This is a genomic window from Okibacterium sp. HSC-33S16 (assembly GCF_024171565.1).
Lineage (GTDB): Bacteria > Actinomycetota > Actinomycetes > Actinomycetales > Microbacteriaceae > Mycetocola_A.
Window position 1 is genome coordinate 68,599 of sequence record NZ_JALJZZ010000001.1, and the last position, 19,063, is coordinate 87,661.

A 19,063-nucleotide genomic window follows, 5' to 3' on the forward strand; every position below is an offset into this window, starting at 1 on the left:
CCGGCCTCAACATTCGACATGACCAACGAAAGAGAACCTCAGTGCCAGTAACTCAAGAGCAGTCGGCGTGGTTCGCCGGCGCCTTCGATTCGCTCGTATCCAACGTTGGGCAGGCAATCCTCGGCAAGGAGGAGACGATCAAACTGATCATCGCCGCCATGCTGAGTGAGGGGCATGTGCTGCTTGAGGACTTCCCTGGGACCGGAAAGACGGTGCTTGCGAAGGCGCTGGCGAACACACTCGAGGGCACGAACTCGCGCATTCAGTTCACTCCCGACCTCCTGCCGTCCGACGTCACGGGCGTCACGATCTACAATCAGGCGTCGAACAAGTTCGAGTTCCACAAGGGACCGATCTTCTCGTCGGTCGTCCTCGCCGACGAGATCAACCGAGCCTCGCCGAAGACCCAGTCCGCGCTGCTTGAAGTCATGGAAGAGGGCGTCGTGACGGTCGACGGCGAAAGCTACCCGGTCGGCAAGCCGTTTATGGTCATCGCGACGCAGAACCCGGTTGAGCAGGCGGGTACGTACAAGCTCCCCGAAGCTCAGCTCGACCGTTTCCTCATTAAGACTTCGCTCGGATACCCGGACCGGGACACCGCCGTAGACCTTCTTCTTGATGCCGCGAACCGGTCACGCTCGTCGAAGATCACCCCGATCATCGCGGCACCGTCGCTGATTGCCATGTCTCAATTGGCATCCGAGGTTCACGTGGATCGTTCGGTGATGGAATTCATCACCGACCTCGTGCACGCCACGCGTTCGCACAAGGACGTTGCCCTGGGTGTCAGCATGCGTGGGAGCCTCGCGCTCGCACGCATGATCAAAACCTGGGCGCTTGCCCACGGCCGGTTGTACGCAACGCCCGATGACGTGCACACCCTCGCGATTCCGGTGCTCGCGCACCGGCTCATCGTCGACGCGGAAAGCGAGTTCGCTGGGGTGAAGGCCGAAGACATCATCGCCGGTTTGCTCGTTGACCTGCCCGTTCCCGCCTACCGCGCCGCATAGACTGCCCCGCCCCTCATGACGACGAGCCTCGACGCACCCCCGGTCGCTCCTGAACAGGACACTGCCGGTGATCAGGCGACCCCGCAATTTGTGTTGCCTGCGGAGAAGAAGACTCGTATGGCCGGCCTGGCGCCGGTCGTGACGTCTGTGCGCAACGGTACGGGGGTTCTCACCCGCGTGACCGCTCGAGCCGCGCGGCGCAGCTGGAGCGCGGTGTTGCCTTACCTGGAGATCATCTCCGGTTTGGGTGCGCTCGTATCGCTCTCGGGAATCGTGTCACTTCTCGTCGGCTTGATACTGGGCTGGCCGGAACTGACCTTCATCGGGATGGCGCTGCTCGTCGCTGTGGTCGTCGCCTTGCTGTTTCTCATCGGTCGCGCGAACTATTCGATTGACATCGAATTGAATCCACGTCGCGTGGTCGTGGGGGACCGGGCCATCGGCAGGGTGCTCGTGCGGAACGTCGGCAAACGAGCGTCGACCGCAACGACGCTTGAGGTGCCGGTGGGGGAGGGCCTCGCGGAATTTGCGATCGGTGGCCTGCAGCCGAACGAGGAAACCGAAGAGTTGTTTGCCGTGCCCACCAACCGCCGTGCCGTGATTCTCGCTGGCCCCGCGGTTTCGGTGCGAGGCGATCAACTCGGGATGTTCCGCCGGGCGGTGAAGTGGACCGACCAGATCGAGTTGTTTGTGCACCCGATCACGACGCGACTGCACCCGACGGCAGCCGGCCTGGTGCGTGACCTTGAGGGTCAGGTCACCAAGAAGATCACCAACAACGACATCTCGTTCCACGCCTTGCGGGCCTACGTCACCGGCGATGACGTGCGGTACGTCCACTGGCGGACATCCGCACGTACCGGCCAGCTCATGGTGCGGCAGTTTGAGGAATCGCGCCGCAGCCAGCTGACCATCATTTCTTCGAGTGACATGCGCTACTTCGCCAGCGACGCCGAGCTTGAACTCGCTATCTCGGTGACGGCATCCATCGGCTCACAGGTGATCCGTGACGGTACCCAGATCAGCGTGGTGACCGAGGGGCGGATTCTCAAGACGCACTCGGTGACGTCGTTGCTCGACGACACCTGCCGGATCGAGGCGATCACCGACTCGACCGCGACCGCGCGTGACTTCGCACGTGAAGCCACCAAACGCCTCCCACCGCCCAGCGTCGTGGTCATCATCGCTGGGTCCAAGATGGAGGCATCGGATTACCGGGCCATCCAGCGGTTGTTCGGCGGCGAGACCAATGTGCTGGCGTTGCGTATCGACGTCGACGCTCGCGCCCGCATTCAGGATGTTGCCGGTCTGTCCATCGTCACCATCGGTCAGCTCTCTGACCTGCCTCGAGTGATGGCGAGGGCGGTATGACCGAGCCACTGCCAAACGGCGACGAGCGCGCACCCCGGAAGGGGAAGCTTCCACGGCCAAAGCTGCCGCGGCGCGCACCTGAGACCGAGGACACCGCTGCACCGGCAGTGCCCCGCGCTCCCCGGCAGCCGAAGGTTGCTCTGCCTGGCGGGACCGTGTCAAATGCCACCTGGCGGGACCTCGGCATCGTCACTGTCCTGTCGCTCATCGGAATCTGGGGCTTCGCGCCGGCCTTCGGTAATGCCGGCTTCCTGCTTGCCGGTATCGGCGGCGTCGTGGTCGGAACCGCTGCCGGCTACCTGTCGCACCGCTACCGCCTGAACGCGTTCGTCACCGCGCTCGGGGCTATCGTCGCCTACTTCATCGTGGGCAGTGCCTTGGCGATGCCGGGACACGCGCTCTTTGGTGTCCTTCCGACACTCACCACACTGCGCGGGCTCGCGCTCGGCGCCGTCTTTGGCTGGGCCGACATCGTGACCCTCGCGGCTCCGGTCGGCGCACCGGACTACATCACGGTGCAGCCGTATGTCGCCGGCTGGCTGGTCGGCCTGGTCTCTGCGGTGCTCGTGTTGCGGTGGATGCCCCGGCACGACCGCACCCCCGGGCGGCTCGCCGTCCTGCTGATCGGGCCCGTCGTGCTGTACGTGCTCGGCGTGCTCATCGGTACCCAGACCCCGTTCCTCGCGAACCTGCGGGGCATCGCGTTTGCGCTCATCGCCCTGGTGTGGCTGGGCTGGCGGAAGGGCTCGGCCCAGAACGCGAGCCTCTCCGAGCGCAAGGGCCTCAACAAGAACAAGGTCATCGGCACGGCCATCATCGCCGTTGCGGCGGTGCTCGTCACCGGACTGGCGGGGTCTGCGCTCGTTCCTACTCCCGAGTCGCGATTTGTCCTGCGCGACGAGGTCGTTCCTCCGTTCGACCCCCAGGACTATCCGAGCCCGCTTGGCGGATTCCGGAAGTACACCAAAGACCTCGGCGAATCCGAACTCCTGACGGTTTCCGGCATCAAGGCCGCAGACAAGATTCGGCTCGCCGTCATGGACACCTACGACGGTCGCCTCTGGGACGTCGCAGGGCCCGAAGCGCAAACCGGCGGGTCCGGTTCGTTCAGCCTCGTCGGTGAGACGATGCCCGAGACTCCGTTGCTGACGTCGAAGTCGTCCCGCACGATCGACGTGTCCGTTGAGTCATACTCCGGCGTCTGGCTGCCGGTGGTCGGATACCCGACCGAGCTCACCCTTCCCACCGAGCCCGAGGACAAGACGCAAGACCTGCGGTACAACGCCGCGACCGCAACCACGGTGCTCACCTCCGGTGTGGACAAGGGCTACCGCTACTCCTTCACGACCGACGTGCAGGACAGCTACTCCGACGATGCCTTGAAGAATGTCCCGACCGCCGACGTCACCCTCCCCGCCGTCGACCGCGTACCGGATGTTGTCGCCGCGAAGGCCGCCGAGTATGTCGGAACTGCGACGACCCCGATTGGCCAGTTGCGGGAGATCGAGCGTCAGCTCAAAGTGAACGGCTTCCTCAGCCACGGCCTGGCCTCCGACGCCGTCCCGTCTCGCGCTGGTCACGGCGCCGACCGCATCGAGGAGCTCTTCACCCGCAACCAGATGATCGGTGACGAAGAACAGTTCGCCGCGGCGTTCGCGCTCATGGCCCGGTCGCTCGGCTACCCCGCCCGCGTCGTTATGGGTTTCGCCCCCAAGAACGTTGACGAAGGCGCCGCCGTCACGATCACCGGTGAAGACGTCACCGCGTGGGTGGAAGTCCCGTTCGAAGGAGTCGGCTGGATCTCGTTCGCGCCGACTCCCGACGAGAAGGAAATCCCGCAGGACCAGAACCCGAAGCCGAAGACCGAGCCTCAGCCGCAGGTTCGCCAGCCGCCACGAGCGGAGAAGCAGGCCGAAGACCTCCTGACCAACGTCGACATCAACGACAGTGACGACGACAAGAAGGACGACGACGCTTTCGCCCTGCCCGGTTGGCTCGTCGCCATCCTCTGGGTCGTCGGCATTCCCCTCGTGCTCTACCTCGTTCCGCTGTTCATCATCGCCGCCCTGAAGTCTCGCCGTCGCACTCGGCGTCGCGAGGCCGCAACGGCCGACGCCCGCGCAGCCGGCGCCTGGGACGAGACCCTCGACAGCTACGCCGAGCTCGGCTACACCGTCCCAGCAGCGGGCACGCGCGGCATGGTCGCCCGTGACCTTGGTACGCAAGTGGGGACAACCGCAATCCTCGATCGTGAGAAAACGGATGCTTCGCCCACCGACCCAGAGACAGCCTCCGATTTATTGACGCGGCTTGCCCACGGCGCCGATGAAGCGGTGTTCTCTGGCGTCGATGCGCCCAACGACCGCGTCGACGAACTCTGGCAGGCGTCGGAGCACTCCTCGCGCATCGCGGCCTCCGCTGTAGGCTGGTGGCGTCGTCAACTCAGTAAGTTCCGCATCAGTTCGAGGTCATCGGGTGCGAAACCGAAAACGGCGCCGACCGCGAGAACGAGCAAACGTACGAGGGGCACGAGCAAAAAATGACGAACGGATCCGAGTTCCCCGACCGGTGGAACGGCACTCCGATCCCGCCGCGACCTCCCCTCCCGAACGCCAACGCGTCCCAGGAGCCACCGGTTACCCCCGAAAAGCCGAAGTTTAAGATCGGTATGCCGCCCGGGATGGACGTTCACCTCGACACGGTCCCATCCACAGACGTCCAGACCCCAGTCACCGTCTCAAAACCAGAGTTCGGTCCTGCGCCCACCCCGTTCGGTCGTCCACCCGTCCCCGGTGTGCCGGCCGCACCCGCGACCCGGGCAGCTCCGGCCGCGAACCCGCGCCTCGTGCTTCCGGATGGCGCGGTCCTGCCGCTCGCACAGGGGCTCATCGTCGGGCGCGACCCCCAGCACCAGGACGGGTACGGCGTCAGCGCCCTCGCCCCGCTGCACGACGTCGAGCGCAGCGTCTCCAAGACCCACGCCGTTCTCGGCGTCTCCGAGGGCCGAGTCTGGGTCATCGACCTCAACTCCACCAACGGCACCTTCCTCATCGCCCCCGATGGCAGCACGACTCCCTGCCCGCCCGAAGTCGCCACCCCGCTCATCCCCGGCGCCGACATCCGGTTCGGCGAGTACCGCGTCCGCGTCGCGCTCGACTGAGCGGGCGCACCATGACGAGTTTCCGACCCGACGATGACACCCCGCGGCCGGTCGCCTACTCCTCGGTCCTCTCGATCTTCGCGACGTTCACTTACTTCGCCCTCGTCGTGTGTGCGTTCGGATTCATCAGCCTCCTCACCAACACTGAAGTCGTCGCGCGTCCTAATGCCGGCCCCCTGATCGGACCGGTCGCGACGGCCAGCGCCATCCTCACCGTCCTGATCGCCCTTCTCAGTGCAGCACGACGATTTGAGGCCGCGGTCGCCCGCGCGCGCGACGCCTCTCTCGGTGATCCGGTCCGGGTGCCGCTCGGTCGCGCGATCTCCACGGGCGTCGCCGCCTTCCTCGCCTATCTGCTCGTCGGTTCTGTCCTCTACGCGTTTGCGTCCGACCACCTGTTTTCAGGCGTCCTTTTCGCAGCGGATGCCATCCTCAACCTCTATGCGGTCGCCGTCGGTCTTCTTGCGGTCCTGATCTACCTCGCATTCGCGTTCGTCCTTGGGGCGGGTGGCTCGCATCCGGCGCGCCCCCTGTGGCCGTGGGAGAAGTAGGGCGGTACCCTCAGACTCATGGATCGGTCGCTCGAGACGAGGGTGAGCCAGGCTGTCGACGCGTGGCTCAAGTGGCTGCCCCGCTGGCAACCCTCAACGCACCGAGGGCGCACGCGGTTGTGCCGGCGCTGTTTCGGCTCGCCGGTGATGGCGGCTGTCGGGCTCGACCACGACGTTCCCCACGCCGTGCAACACGGCCTCTCCACACGCATCAAGGCCATCGTCGACGATGTCGTTGACGAATACACGGCGCGCAACCTGCCACTGCTGCAACGCGAACTCGACGCAGCCGAGGAGCGTAAAGCGCGATCCTACCGACCCGACCGCGGGCTCGAACCCGAGTACGACGGGCTTCCGGTCGACCCCGACCCGGTGCCCGGTGAACCGTACCTCTTTACCCTCGCGGGCTTGGCGGGCGAGGATGAGCCCGCCGCAGCCGATCAGCCTGCACCGCTGACCGAGGAAGAGAAGCAGGCGCTTCGCACCGAGATCCGCCTCGCCGACGAGTGCGCCATCCACGCCGGCAAACTCGTTTGCCTGGCCATCGAGCCACACCGCGAGCGCATCCTCGAGGCCGTCGCACTCTACGTCGAACCGCAGATCGAAGCGCTGCTCGCTGACCTCACCCTCGAGCTCGACTCGCCGCCGTCCTGGTGAGCACATGGGGAGTTCTCCCCAGTGCCCCGGCCGGATCGCGTCGATAAGCTGGCGCTACCGACGCCAGCGCTCACACTCGGGGGAGTCATGACAAACGACAGCACAGGCCCGCACGAACCGAACCCGTGGGGCCAGCCGCCGCAGCCGAATCCCTGGGGCCAGCCACAGCAACCGCCTGCGCAGCCGCAGCAGCAACCACAGCAGCCCGCGCCTCTACAGCAACCAGCACAGCCCCAGCAGCAGCCGTACCCGGCAGAAGCTCCGGCGCAGCCATACATCCAGCAGCCTCCGGCGCAGCAGACGCCGCCGTATGCGCCGCAACCGGGTGCGTACTCGCAACAGGCGACCGCGGCCTACCCGACACAGCCCACGGCGGCCGGCGGGTACCCGCCGCAGCCGCCCGCGGGTGCGTACCCCGCAGGCTCGCCCGCGCCGGCCCCGGCGCCGCGCAAGAAGAAGAGCCTCGTCCCGTGGATTGCGAGCGGCTCCGTCGTTCTGCTTTTGCTGATCGGCGGGATCGTCGGGTTCAACCTGGGCTCCGCGGCACACGCCCCTGAACTCCAGGTGAAGGCATACCTCGACGCACTCAAGAAGGGTGACGTCGCTGCCGCGTTTGACGTCGTCGGTACGAAGGTCGAGAAGAGCGACCTGCTGCTCACCAAGAAGGCGTACGCCGAAGCTGACGATCGCATCACCCGGTACACGCTCGGCGACGTGGTGACCGAGGACGAGACGGCGAGGGTCACGGCGAGTATCACCCAGGGCGGCGAGAAATACGACCACGAGTTCACCCTCAGCAAGGTCGGGAAGGACGCCGTCATCTTCGATACGTGGAAGCTCGAGGCTCCCGAGCTTTCGAGTATCGCGGTCGGCGCCAACGCTCCCAATGACGCCGTCGTCGAGGTTGCCGGTGTTGACGTGTCCGGGCTCGAGAAGGAGGGAGGCGTGTACACGCTGCGCGCCCTTCCCGGAACCTACTCGGTTGCACTCGGTGGAGAGGCGAGCTGGTATGCCGCCGAGGAGCTGCAGGCATCCGTCGTCGGGTTCGGCGGAGACGCGGACTCTCCGGAGCCGTCAATTCTCGAGATTGCCATGACTGAAGAAGGAACGACAGCGGCAACGGACGCGGTCACGGCCTGGCTCGACGCCTGCATTGCGTCCACCGAGCTTGTGCCGACCGGATGCGCGTTCTTCGCGACGAACTCGCAGGGCTACGAACTGTCTGGGATCACCTGGACCGTCACGAAGCCGACGTTTACGATTGGCGAGTTTGCTGACGGATCCTGGCCCGTGACCACCGACAGCAAGGGCAACGCCCAGGCCGCCGCTGACGCTCGCGACCCGTCCAATGGAGCAACCGGTCGCATCTCGACCGACGAGTTCTCGTTCGACATCGATGGCGTGATCGAAGCGTTCGGAGAAGACGGGGCGACGTTCGTCTACGCCCCGTAAGGCGCATTCACAGTTTCTCGGCAGCGAGAGCGCCAGGGTCCCGATTCCGCGAGAATCGGGGCCCTTTCGTTGCGGTGAGAGAACGCGACGGCTCCGGCGGCTGAGAAGCGCACGAACGCGGGTTGGGGCGAGGTCCGTTCGCTTGACCCGTGTGGCAGCCCCGGGTAGTATTTCATGGGTGTGCGCTTTGTCGCGCTCTTAACTCGAGCCCGAAACGGTCCGCTTGAGGTCAGGCAACTCTCACACACTGGGTCGGATAGCGAAAGCGCCGACTCCCACGGCATACCCACCACACCAAAAGCACCGCTACTCAGCGTGGCCGGTGGGTCCATTGAACTCGCCTCGCGCGAATGCTAGCAACATTGCCGCTGTCACCGTGCAGCACAAACAAGGAGAAGTAGTGCCAACTATTCAGCAGTTGGTCCGCAAGGGTCGCACGCCGAAGGTCACCAAGACCAAGGCTCCCGCCCTTAAGGCCAACCCCCAGCAGCGTGGCGTATGCACCCGTGTGTACACCACTACCCCGAAGAAGCCGAACTCGGCGATGCGTAAGGTCGCTCGTGTGAAGCTCTCCAACGGCACCGAGGTCACCGCCTACATCCCAGGTGAAGGCCACAACCTCCAGGAGCACTCGATGGTCCTGGTCCGTGGTGGACGTGTGAAGGACCTTCCGGGTGTCCGTTACAAGATCATCCGCGGCGCTCTCGACACGCAGGCCGTGAAGAACCGCAAGCAGGCTCGCAGCCGCTACGGCGCAAAGATGGAGAAGAAGTAATGCCTCGTAAGGGACCAGCACCTAAGCGCCCCGTCGTCGCAGACCCCGTCTACGGCGCACCGATCGTCAGCCAGCTCGTCAACAAGATTCTCGTTGACGGCAAGAAGGGCCTCGCCGAGCGCATTGTTTACACCGCGCTCGAAGGCGTTGCAGCCAAGAACGGCCAGGACGCCGTCGTCACGCTCAAGAAGGCGCTCGACAACGTTCGCCCGACCCTTGAGGTTCGGTCTCGCCGCGTTGGTGGCTCGACCTACCAGGTGCCGATCGAAGTCAAGCCTCACCGCGCCAACACCCTGGCACTCCGCTGGCTCACCAGCTACGCCAAGGGTCGTCGCGAGAAGACCATGACCGAGCGTCTCATGAACGAGATCCTCGACGCCTCAAACGGCCTCGGTGCCGCGGTCAAGCGCCGCGAAGACACGCACAAGATGGCCGAGTCGAACAAGGCATTCGCGCACTACCGCTGGTAGTCACGACGAGGGGATGCCTCGGCGCTTTCGCCGAGGCATCCGCTCGCCTGTTCACACTCATCTCACCAAACTTCCTGGAGGAACCCAGTGGCACTTGACGTGCTCACCGACCTGAACAAGGTCCGAAACATCGGCATCATGGCTCACATCGATGCTGGTAAAACCACTACTACTGAGCGCATCCTGTTCTACACGGGCGTCAACCACAAGATCGGTGAGACGCACGATGGTGCATCCACGATGGACTGGATGGAGCAGGAGCAGGAGCGTGGCATCACGATCACCTCTGCTGCGACCACGTGTTTCTGGAACAACAACCAGATCAACATCATTGACACCCCCGGCCACGTTGACTTCACCGTTGAGGTGGAGCGTTCGCTCCGCGTTCTCGACGGCGCCGTTGCAGTGTTCGACGGCAAGGAGGGCGTTGAGCCCCAGTCCGAGACCGTCTGGCGCCAGGCCGACAAGTACGATGTTCCGCGCATCTGCTTCGTCAACAAGATGGACAAGCTCGGCGCTGACTTCTACTTCACCGTCGACACGATCGTCAAGCGCCTCGGCGCTAAGCCGCTCGTCATTCAGCTGCCCATCGGCGCTGAGAGCGAGTTCGAGGGTGTTGTCGACCTCGTTGAGATGCGTGCACTCACCTGGCGCGGCGACGCAAAGGGTGACGTCGAGATGGGCGCCAAGTACGCCGTCGAAGAGATCCCCGCTGACCTGGTTGAGAAGGCTGCTGAATACCGCAAGCTCCTCCTTGAGACCGTCGCCGAGACCGACGACGCGCTGCTCGAGAAGTACTTCGGTGGCGAAGAGCTGACCGTTGCCGAGATCAAGGGCGCGATCCGTAAGCTCACCGTCAACAGCGAAATCTACCCGGTTCTCTGTGGTTCAGCATTCAAGAACCGCGGTGTGCAGCCGATGCTCGACGCAGTTATCGACTACCTGCCGAACCCGCTCGACGTACCTGCTACCGAGGCACGCGACCCGCGCGACGAAGAGAAGATCATCCTCCGTCACCCTGACGCGTCTGAGCCGTTTGCTGCTCTCGCGTTCAAGGTTGCTGTGCACCCGTTCTTCGGTCGTCTGACCTACGTTCGCGTGTACTCGGGTCGTCTCGACTCAGGTGCTCAGGTCATCAACTCGACCAAGGGCAAGAAGGAGCGCATCGGAAAGATCTTCCAGATGCACGCCAACAAGGAAAACCCCGTGGACTTCGTGACCGCAGGTCACATCTACGCGGTTATCGGCCTCAAGGACACCACCACCGGTGACACCCTGTGTGACCCGAATGAGCAGGTTGTTCTCGAGTCGATGACCTTCCCGGAGCCCGTCATCTCGGTTGCAATCGAGCCGAAGACGAAGCAGGACCAGGAGAAGCTGGGAACGGCTATCCAGAAGCTTGCTGAAGAGGACCCGACGTTCCGCGTTGAGCAGAACCAGGAGACTGGCCAGACCGTTATTCACGGAATGGGCGAGCTTCACCTCGACATCCTCGTCGACCGCATGAAGCGTGAGTTCAAGGTTGAGGCAAACGTGGGCAAGCCCCAGGTTGCCTACCGCGAGACCATCCGCCGCGCGGTGCCGAAGCACGACTACACCCACAAGAAGCAGACCGGTGGTTCGGGTCAGTTCGCGAAGATCCAGTTCGGCCTCGAGCCGCTCGAGATCACCGCAGAGCAGACCTACGAGTTCGACAACAAGGTCACCGGTGGACGTATCCCTCGCGAATACATCCCCTCCATCGATGCTGGTTTCCAGGACGCACTTCAGGTCGGTATCCTTGCCGGGTACCCGATGGTCGGCGTCAAGGCAATCCTGCTCGACGGTGCTGCGCACGATGTTGACTCGTCAGAAATGGCGTTCAAGATCGCGGGTTCCATGGGCTTCAAGGAAGCCGCACGCAAGGCTGACCCGGTTCTCCTTGAACCGCTGATGGCCGTTGAGGTGCGTACCCCCGAGGAGTACATGGGTGACGTCATCGGTGACATCAACTCTCGCCGTGGACAGATCCAGGCGATGGAAGACGCCGCAGGCGTCAAGGTCGTCACCGCGAAGGTGCCGCTCTCCGAAATGTTCGGATACATCGGTGACCTGAGGAGCAAGACCTCGGGCCGCGCCGTGTACTCGATGGCGTTCGAGAGCTACGCGGAGGTCCCGAAGGCTGTCGCCGACGAGATCATCCAGAAGAGCAAGGGCGAGTAATCGCCCTGTGGTTGGGGAGAGCACGAGCATTCGTGCGATCCCCAGCCGCGACCTAGTAACATAAACAACACAAATCCCCGTAGTAAACCGGTTGCAATCCAGTGCCCGGCGTCGCTACATCAGTCCTGAGGAGGACCATAGTGGCTAAGGCCAAGTTCGAGCGGACCAAGCCGCACGTAAACATCGGTACGATCGGTCACGTCGACCACGGCAAGACCACCCTTACCGCCGCCATCTCGAAGGTGCTTGCTGACAAGTACCCTTCGGCAACGAACGTTCAGCGCGACTTCGCGTCGATCGACTCGGCTCCTGAAGAGCGCCAGCGCGGTATTACGATCAACATTTCGCACGTTGAGTACGAGACGCCTAACCGTCACTACGCTCACGTTGATGCTCCCGGCCACGCCGACTACATCAAGAACATGATCACCGGTGCTGCACAGATGGACGGCGCAATCCTCGTGGTTGCTGCTACCGACGGCCCGATGGCCCAGACCCGCGAGCACGTTCTGCTCGCAAAGCAGGTTGGCGTTCCTTACCTGCTCGTCGCACTGAACAAGTCCGACATGGTCGATGACGAAGAGATCCTTGAGCTCGTTGAGCTCGAGGTTCGTGAGCTTCTTTCCAGCCAGGGCTTCCCCGGCGACGACGCTCCCGTTGTCCGCGTTTCGGGCCTCAAGGCTCTCGAGGGCGACGAGAAGTGGGTCAACTCGGTCCTCGAGCTCATGGAAGCCGTCGACTCCAGCGTTCCTGACCCGGTGCGCGACAAGGACAAGCCGTTCCTCATGCCGATCGAGGACGTATTCACGATCACCGGTCGTGGAACCGTTGTCACCGGCCGCGCCGAGCGTGGAACTCTTGCCCTGAACTCCGAGGTTGAAATCGTCGGCATCCGCCCGACGCAGAAGACCATCGTCACGGGTATCGAAATGTTCCACAAGCAGCTCGACGAGGCATGGGCCGGCGAGAACTGTGGTCTTCTTCTTCGTGGAACCAAGCGCGAAGACGTTGAGCGTGGACAGGTTGTTGTGAAGCCGGGTTCAGTTACCCCTCACACCAACTTCGAAGGCACCGCCTACATCCTGTCGAAGGAAGAGGGTGGACGTCACAACCCGTTCTACGCGAACTACCGTCCGCAGTTCTACTTCCGCACCACGGACGTCACCGGCGTCATCACGCTGCCCGAGGGCACCGAGATGGTCATGCCTGGCGACACCACCGAAATGACCGTTGAGCTGATCCAGCCCATCGCCATGGAAGAGGGCCTCGGCTACGCAATTCGTGAGGGTGGCCGCACCGTTGGTGCAGGCACCGTTACCAAGATCATCAAGTAGTTTCTAACTACTGACGATTCCGAGAGGGGTCGGGCCGAAAGGCCCGGCCCCTTTTTTGGTGCCCGCTTCGGTCACCCGAACTGGGGGAGTGATCGCGCTCTCTGGCATATATGACGAATGCTCAGTTATCGCTACAGTGGAGTCAAGCGTGACAATACCCCCCTCGGTCACGACCACCGACGGCCCCACCCCCCTCAGGGGCCGTCGGCTGGGAGGGCAAACTTCGCAGCAGCACCCGCTCTCCGTGTTCTTTCGCGATCGGTGATCCGTGCAAGACGGAGTCGACAAGGTGGTCCGAAGGTCGCAGTCCGTTAAAACGCCGTGAAGAGGTCGCCGGCGGAGGGGTCATTTCGCGCTTTGCCCCGCAATTGTGCGGCAGGCGGCGCGACACGCCCGGGTTGCAATAACGGCGTCGATCTGTCAGACTCGTCTAGTTCAACATTTCCGTGCCTTCGCGCCGGAATCACTGCCAGGTAGTGCATAGATCACCCCCGAGTTCGGGAGTAGAGCTAGGCCGCGGGCAGCAGGACATCGACTTGGTCGACAATCCCCAACACTGGCTAGAGCCACAATCGCAGAGCATTGCTGTGCGTGTGGCCCGGCGGGCGGCGGGGGAGCGACAAAGACTTGACAGAAAAATAGTGGTGCGACAGCAAGTGGTGCCCAGCGTTGAAAAACGCTAAGAAGCGCGTCCAATGCGAAGCAATTCGTAAGACGCAAGACAGAGAGTGAGTCAAACATGGCGGGACAGAAGATCCGCATTCGACTTAAGTCATATGACCACGAGGTCATTGACACCTCGGCGCGCAAGATCGTCGACACGGTTACCCGCGCGGGTGCCACGGTTGTTGGCCCGGTGCCGCTTCCGACCGAGAAGAACGTGATCGCAGTTATCCGTTCACCTCACAAGTACAAGGACAGCCGGGAGCACTTCGAAATGCGCACCCACAAGCGTCTGATCGACATCATTGACCCGACGCCCAAGGCCGTCGACTCGCTCATGCGACTCGACCTGCCTGCCGACGTCAACATCGAGATCAAGCTCTAAGGGAACGCATGTCTACGCAGAACAAGACCAGCAAGGGTCTGCTCGGCAAGAAGCTTGGCATGACTCAGGTCTGGGACGAGAACAACAAGCTCGTGCCCGTGACCGTAATCGAGATCACCCCGAACGTTGTGACGCAGATTCGCACGCCCGAGGTTGACGGCTACAACGCGGTTCAGATCGCTTATGGCCAGATTGACCCGCGCAAGGTGAACAAGCCGGAAGCCGGACACTTTGACAAGGCAGGCGTGACTCCTCGCCGCCACGTCACCGAGGTTCGCACCGCTGACGCATCGAACTACGCACTCGGCCAGGAACTCACCGTTGAAGGCACCTTCGAAGCCGGCCAGAAGGTCGACGTCGTCGGAACCAGCAAGGGTAAGGGTTTCGCCGGTGTTATGAAGCGCCACAACTTCAAGGGTGTTTCCGCATCCCACGGTGCACACCGCAACCACCGCAAGCCCGGTTCCATCGGTGCTTCGTCGACCCCGAGCCGTGTCTTCAAGGGCATGCGCATGGCTGGTCGTATGGGTGGAGAGCGCGTCACCGTGCTGAACCTCCACGTCCACTCGGTCGACACCGAGAAGGGCCTGCTGCTCGTCAAGGGCGCCGTTCCCGGCGCTCGTGGCCGCATCGTTTTCGTTCGCAACGCAGTGAAGGGAGCGTAGTCATATGACTGACGCAACTCGGATCGCTACGGTCGACGTTCTCGACACCAAGGGCAAGGCGACCGGAACGGTCGATCTTCCTGCTGAGGTGTTCGACGTCCAGACCAACATCCCGCTCATCCACCAGGTCGTTGTGGCACAGCTTGCTGCAGCCCGCCAGGGAACGCACAAGACCAAGGGTCGCGGCGAGGTTTCCGGTGCAGGCCGTAAGCCGTTCAAGCAGAAGGGAACCGGTCGCGCTCGTCAGGGCTCGATCCGTGCTCCTCAGATGACCGGCGGTGGCATCGTCCACGGTCCAGTGCCCCGCGATTACTCGCAGCGCACCCCCAAGAAGATGATTGCTGCTGCACTCCGTGGCGCACTGTCCGACCGCGCACGCGGTGAGCGTATCCACGTTGTGGAGACCTTCATCGTCGCCGAGGAACGTGTCACCAAGGCAACCACCGAGTACCTCGCGCAGATCACCGACTCGAAGAACGTTCTTATCGTTCTCGAGCGTGACGATGTGCTGAGCTACAAGGCAGTCCGCAACATCCCATCCGTTCACGTCATCAACTACGACCAGCTGAACGCGTACGACGTTCTCGTCTCGGACGACATCATCTTCACCAAGGCCGCATACGACGCTTTCGTCGCCGGTCCGGTCAAGGGCAAGTCGGTCAAGGCAGTTGCTTCGTCTGCTGACGTCACTGAGGAGGCCTAGTCATGTCCAACATTCACAAGGACCCGCGCGACATCATCATCTCGCCGGTGGTCTCCGAAAAGAGCTACGGCTTGATCGACGAGGGTAAGTACACCTTCGTTGTGGACCCCCGTTCGAACAAGACCGAGATCAAGCTCGCTATCGAGAAGATCTTCAAGGTTGAGGTCGCGTCCGTCAACACACTGAACCGCACCGGTAAGACTCGTCGTACCAAGTTCGGTATCGGCAAGCGCAAGGACACCAAGCGCGCGATCGTCACGCTCAAGTCCGGTTCCATCGACATCTTCACGGCTGTCGGCTAAGGGGCGTAAGGAAAAACTATGGCTATTCGCAAATACAAGCCCACGACACCTGGTCGTCGTGGATCGAGCGTCGCTGACTTCGCTGAAATCACGCGTTCGACCCCGGAGAAGTCGCTTCTGCGTCCCCTCTCCAAGACCGGTGGTCGCAACAACCAGGGCCGCATCACGACCCGTCACATCGGTGGTGGCCACAAGCGCCAGTACCGCGTTATCGACTTCCGTCGTAACGACAAGGACGGCGTCAACGCCCGCGTCGCTCACATCGAGTACGACCCCAACCGCACGGCGCGCATCGCGCTCCTGCACTTCGTTGACGGCACCAAGCGCTACATCCTCGCTCCCAACAAGCTCTCACAGGGCGACATTGTTGAGTCGGGCGCAAGCGCTGACATCAAGCCGGGCAACAACCTGCCGCTGAAGAACATCCCCACCGGTACCGTCATCCACGCAATCGAATTGCGTCCGGGTGGAGGCGCCAAGATGGCTCGCTCAGCAGGCGCATCGGTTCGTCTCGTCGCCAAGGACGGCCCCTACGCGCAGCTTCGTCTGCCGTCGGGTGAAATCCGCAACGTCGACGCACGCTGCCGCGCCACCATCGGCGAGGTCGGCAACGCCGAGCAGTCGAACATCAACTGGGGCAAGGCCGGCCGTAGCCGCTGGAAGGGCGTTCGCCCGACCGTCCGTGGTGTCGCCATGAACCCCGTCGACCACCCGCACGGTGGTGGTGAGGGCAAGACCTCCGGTGGACGCCACCCGGTCAGCCCGTGGGGCCAGAAGGAAGGCCGCACCCGCCACCCGAACAAGGAAAGCGACAAGCTCATCGTTCGTCGCCGGACCGCCACCAAGAAGCGTAAGTAGGAGTTGTAGAAGATGCCACGCAGTCTTAAGAAGGGCCCCTTCGTTGATGACCACCTGCTCCGCAAGGTGGTTCGCGCGAACGAGGCCAACAGCAAGAACGTCATCAAGACCTGGTCGCGCCGTTCGATGATTGTCCCCAACATGCTTGGGCACACCATCGCGGTGCACGACGGTCGCAAGCACATCCCGGTGTTCATCACCGAGTCGATGGTCGGGCACAAGCTCGGCGAGTTTGCACCCACCCGCACCTTCCGTGGACACGTGAAGGATGACAAGAAGGGTCGTCGCCGCTAACGCGGTGACGAAAAGGAGGAGAGAAATGGTGGAGTCAGTCGCACGAGTGCGTCACATCCGCGTCACCCCCATGAAGGCCCGCCGCGTCGTCAACATGATCCGCGGAAAGCAGGCCACCGAGGCCTTGGCCATCCTGAAGTTTGCACCTCAGGGTGCATCTGAGCCCGTCTACAAGCTGGTTGCTTCTGCCATCGCGAACGCTCGCGTCAAGGCAGACAAGGACAACCAGTTCCTGGACGAGCAGGACCTGTACATCGCAAAGGCGTACGTCGATGAGGGTGCAACCCTCAAGCGTTTCCAGCCGCGCGCACAGGGCCGGGCATTCCAGATTCTGAAGCGCACCAGCCACATCACTGTTGTGCTCGCCACTCCTGAGGAGGGTACGAAGTAATGGGTCAGAAAGTAAACCCCTACGGCTTCCGCCTCGGCATCACCACCGACCACGTGTCGCGGTGGTTCGCCGACAGCACCAAGCCTGGCCAGCGCTACAGCGACTATGTTGCTGAAGACGTCAAGATCCGTAGCCTGCTGAGCACCTCGCTTGACCGCGCCGGTGTTTCGCGCATCGAGATCGAGCGCACCCGTGACCGCGTTCGCGTTGACATTCACACTGCCCGTCCGGGCATTGTGATCGGTCGCCGCGGTGCCGAGGCGGAGCGTATTCGCACCGACCTCGAGAAGCTCACGGGCAAGCAGATCCAGCTGAACATCCTCGAGGTCAAGAACCCCGAAGCGGACGCTCAGCTGGTTGCACAGGGTATCGCCGAGCAGCTCACCGCTCGTGTGGCTTTCCGCCGCGCGATGCGTAAGGGCCTGCAGGGTGCCCAGCGCACCTCGACCGTCAAGGGTGTCCGTATTCAGGTCTCCGGCCGTCTCGGCGGCGCTGAGATGAGCCGTTCGGAGTTCTACCGCGAAGGCCGTGTGCCACTGCACACGCTCCGCGCGAACATCGACTACGGCTTCTACGAGGCCAAGACCACCTTCGGCCGCATTGGTGTGAAGGTCTGGATCTACAAGGGCGACATCACCAACAAGGAACTCGCTCGCGAACAGGCCAACGCTAAGTCGAGCCGTCCCGAGCGCAGTGACCGTCCGCGTCGTGCACCTCGTACAGACGCTCCGGTTGCAGAAGGGGCTACGGCTTAATCATGCTTATTCCACGTCGTGTCAAGCACCGCAAGCAGCACCGTCCACACCGTACTGGCCAGGCCACCGGTGGAACCGTTGTCAGCTTCGGTGAGTACGGCATTCAGGCCCTCACCCCCGCTTATGTGACCAACCGTCAGATCGAGTCCGCTCGTATCGCCATGACGCGTCACATCAAGCGTGGTGGAAAGGTCTGGATCAACATCTACCCCGACCGTCCGCTCACCAAGAAGCCTGCTGAAACCCGCATGGGTTCCGGTAAGGGATCACCTGAGTGGTGGGTCGCGAACGTCAAGCCCGGCCGTGTGCTGTTCGAGGTTGCCGGTGTCCCCGAGACGCTGGCCCGCGAAGCACTGACCCGTGCAATCCACAAGCTGCCTCTCAAGGCACGCATCATCAAGCGCGAGGAGGGCGACGCATAATGGCGATCGGTTCCAAGGAGCTCACTCCCGTAGAGCTCGACACATTTGAAGACGAACGTCTTGTCGACGAGCTGCGCAAGGCCAAGGAAGAGCTGTTCAACCTGCGCTTCCAGTCGGCCACCGGCCAGCTCGAAACCCACGGCCGCCTCCGCGCTGTCAAGCGCGACATCGCTCGCATCTACACGGTTATCCGTGAGCGCGAGCTCGGAATTCGGGCTACCCCGGTTCCGGTTGAGGCTCCGGTCAAGGCTGCGAAGAAGACCAAGAAGAAGGATGCCGTTGACGCGGCACCCGAAACCGAGACTGAGGAGGCCAAGTAATGGCTAAGTCTGACGCTAAGGGCGCAGCTCCCGAGGTCGCCGCAGCAGAGGCTGAGGCCGTTGTCCGTGGCTACCGCAAGACCGCACGTGGCTACGTCATCAGCGACCGCATGGACAAGACCATCGTCGTTGAGGTCGAAGACCGCGTAAAGCACCCGCTTTACGGCAAGGTCATCCGCCGCACTTCCAAGAGGAAGGTGCACGACGAGCTCAACGGCGCCGGCATCGGCGACCTCGTTCTGATCAGCGAGACCCGTCCGCTCAGCGCCACCAAGCGCTGGCGCCTGGTCGAGATCCTCGAGAAGGCCAAGTAAGCCGCGCGC

The 19,063-nt window shown here is 63.0% G+C and carries 22 protein-coding genes; all 22 read left to right on the forward strand.

The window, feature by feature from the left end; genetic code table 11:
- The first annotated feature begins 41 nt into the window (after window positions 1-41).
- The 22 genes from L1277_RS00290 to rpsQ all read left to right on the forward strand — a co-directional run bounded on the left by L1277_RS00290 (window position 42) and on the right by rpsQ (window position 19,054).
- Window positions 42-1,010 (forward strand): MoxR family ATPase, encoded by a 969-nt coding sequence (locus tag L1277_RS00290; RefSeq protein WP_253374375.1) that lies wholly within the window; start codon window positions 42-44, stop codon window positions 1,008-1,010.
- 15 nt (window positions 1,011-1,025) lie between these two features.
- Window positions 1,026-2,381 carry a DUF58 domain-containing protein gene (locus L1277_RS00295; protein WP_253374376.1) on the forward strand — a complete coding sequence of 452 codons (1,356 nt, stop codon included), beginning with the start codon at window positions 1,026-1,028 and terminating at the stop codon, window positions 2,379-2,381.
- A gap of 155 nt (window positions 2,382-2,536) precedes the next feature.
- Window positions 2,537-4,924 (forward strand): transglutaminase domain-containing protein, encoded by a 2,388-nt coding sequence (locus L1277_RS00300; protein ID WP_253374377.1) that lies wholly within the window; start codon window positions 2,537-2,539, stop codon window positions 4,922-4,924.
- The gene (locus tag L1277_RS00305; RefSeq protein WP_253374378.1) at window positions 4,921-5,541 is read left to right on the forward strand and encodes an FHA domain-containing protein; all 621 of its coding nucleotides are present in this window, start codon (window positions 4,921-4,923) and stop codon (window positions 5,539-5,541) included. The genes L1277_RS00300 and L1277_RS00305 overlap by 4 nt, the downstream gene beginning before the upstream one ends.
- An 11-nt stretch (window positions 5,542-5,552) precedes the next feature.
- Entirely contained in the window at window positions 5,553-6,092 is a 540-nt protein-coding gene (locus L1277_RS00310; RefSeq protein WP_253374379.1) for a hypothetical protein, read from the forward strand.
- An 18-nt stretch (window positions 6,093-6,110) separates the two neighbouring features.
- Window positions 6,111-6,749: a spermidine/putrescine ABC transporter substrate-binding protein gene (locus tag L1277_RS00315; RefSeq protein WP_253374380.1), complete on the forward strand. Its 639-nt coding sequence runs from the start codon at window positions 6,111-6,113 to the stop codon at window positions 6,747-6,749.
- Window positions 6,750-6,836: 87 nt separating this feature from the next.
- Window positions 6,837-8,201, forward strand: coding sequence for a hypothetical protein (locus tag L1277_RS00320; protein ID WP_253374381.1), 1,365 nt, complete (start codon window positions 6,837-6,839; stop codon window positions 8,199-8,201).
- Between the two features lie 400 nt (window positions 8,202-8,601).
- Complete coding sequence (gene rpsL / locus L1277_RS00325; RefSeq protein ID WP_108391783.1) at window positions 8,602-8,976, forward strand: 30S ribosomal protein S12; 375 nt, start codon at window positions 8,602-8,604, stop codon at window positions 8,974-8,976.
- Window positions 8,976-9,446 carry a 30S ribosomal protein S7 gene (gene rpsG / locus L1277_RS00330; protein WP_253374382.1) on the forward strand — a complete coding sequence of 157 codons (471 nt, stop codon included), beginning with the start codon at window positions 8,976-8,978 and terminating at the stop codon, window positions 9,444-9,446. Before rpsL ends, rpsG begins: the two co-directional genes overlap by 1 nt.
- Before the next feature lie 87 nt (window positions 9,447-9,533).
- The gene (gene fusA, locus L1277_RS00335; RefSeq protein ID WP_253374383.1) at window positions 9,534-11,648 is read left to right on the forward strand and encodes an elongation factor G; all 2,115 of its coding nucleotides are present in this window, start codon (window positions 9,534-9,536) and stop codon (window positions 11,646-11,648) included.
- 140 nt (window positions 11,649-11,788) lie between these two features.
- Window positions 11,789-12,982, forward strand: a complete 1,194-nt coding sequence (tuf, locus tag L1277_RS00340) for an elongation factor Tu (protein ID WP_253374384.1) — start codon at window positions 11,789-11,791, stop codon at window positions 12,980-12,982.
- A 739-nt stretch (window positions 12,983-13,721) separates the two neighbouring features.
- Window positions 13,722-14,030 (forward strand): 30S ribosomal protein S10, encoded by a 309-nt coding sequence (rpsJ, locus tag L1277_RS00345; protein ID WP_092547990.1) that lies wholly within the window; start codon window positions 13,722-13,724, stop codon window positions 14,028-14,030.
- Between the two features lie 8 nt (window positions 14,031-14,038).
- Window positions 14,039-14,695, forward strand: a complete 657-nt coding sequence (gene rplC, locus L1277_RS00350; RefSeq protein WP_253374385.1) for a 50S ribosomal protein L3 — start codon at window positions 14,039-14,041, stop codon at window positions 14,693-14,695.
- Between the two features lie 4 nt (window positions 14,696-14,699).
- On the forward strand, window positions 14,700-15,398 hold the full coding sequence (gene rplD, locus L1277_RS00355; RefSeq protein WP_253374386.1) for a 50S ribosomal protein L4: 699 nt from the start codon (window positions 14,700-14,702) through the stop codon (window positions 15,396-15,398).
- Window positions 15,399-15,400: 2 nt separating this feature from the next.
- Window positions 15,401-15,700 carry a 50S ribosomal protein L23 gene (rplW, locus tag L1277_RS00360; RefSeq protein WP_121657766.1) on the forward strand — a complete coding sequence of 100 codons (300 nt, stop codon included), beginning with the start codon at window positions 15,401-15,403 and terminating at the stop codon, window positions 15,698-15,700.
- Between the two features lie 18 nt (window positions 15,701-15,718).
- Complete coding sequence (gene rplB, locus L1277_RS00365; RefSeq protein ID WP_253374387.1) at window positions 15,719-16,558, forward strand: 50S ribosomal protein L2; 840 nt, start codon at window positions 15,719-15,721, stop codon at window positions 16,556-16,558.
- Window positions 16,559-16,570: 12 nt separating this feature from the next.
- Window positions 16,571-16,852, forward strand: a complete 282-nt coding sequence (gene rpsS, locus L1277_RS00370; RefSeq protein WP_108391775.1) for a 30S ribosomal protein S19 — start codon at window positions 16,571-16,573, stop codon at window positions 16,850-16,852.
- A gap of 25 nt (window positions 16,853-16,877) precedes the next feature.
- Window positions 16,878-17,243 (forward strand): 50S ribosomal protein L22, encoded by a 366-nt coding sequence (rplV, locus tag L1277_RS00375; RefSeq protein ID WP_121657768.1) that lies wholly within the window; start codon window positions 16,878-16,880, stop codon window positions 17,241-17,243.
- Window positions 17,243-17,998 (forward strand): 30S ribosomal protein S3, encoded by a 756-nt coding sequence (rpsC, locus tag L1277_RS00380; RefSeq protein WP_253374388.1) that lies wholly within the window; start codon window positions 17,243-17,245, stop codon window positions 17,996-17,998. The genes rplV and rpsC overlap by 1 nt, the downstream gene beginning before the upstream one ends.
- 2 nt (window positions 17,999-18,000) lie before the next feature.
- The gene (rplP, locus tag L1277_RS00385; protein ID WP_108391772.1) at window positions 18,001-18,420 is read left to right on the forward strand and encodes a 50S ribosomal protein L16; all 420 of its coding nucleotides are present in this window, start codon (window positions 18,001-18,003) and stop codon (window positions 18,418-18,420) included.
- The gene (gene rpmC, locus L1277_RS00390) at window positions 18,420-18,740 is read left to right on the forward strand and encodes a 50S ribosomal protein L29 (RefSeq protein ID WP_253374389.1); all 321 of its coding nucleotides are present in this window, start codon (window positions 18,420-18,422) and stop codon (window positions 18,738-18,740) included. Before rplP ends, rpmC begins: the two co-directional genes overlap by 1 nt.
- A complete protein-coding gene (gene rpsQ / locus L1277_RS00395) occupies window positions 18,740-19,054 on the forward strand; it encodes a 30S ribosomal protein S17 (protein ID WP_121657771.1) in 315 nt (104 codons plus the stop codon). The genes rpmC and rpsQ overlap by 1 nt, the downstream gene beginning before the upstream one ends.
- Window positions 19,055-19,063 lie beyond the last annotated feature (9 nt).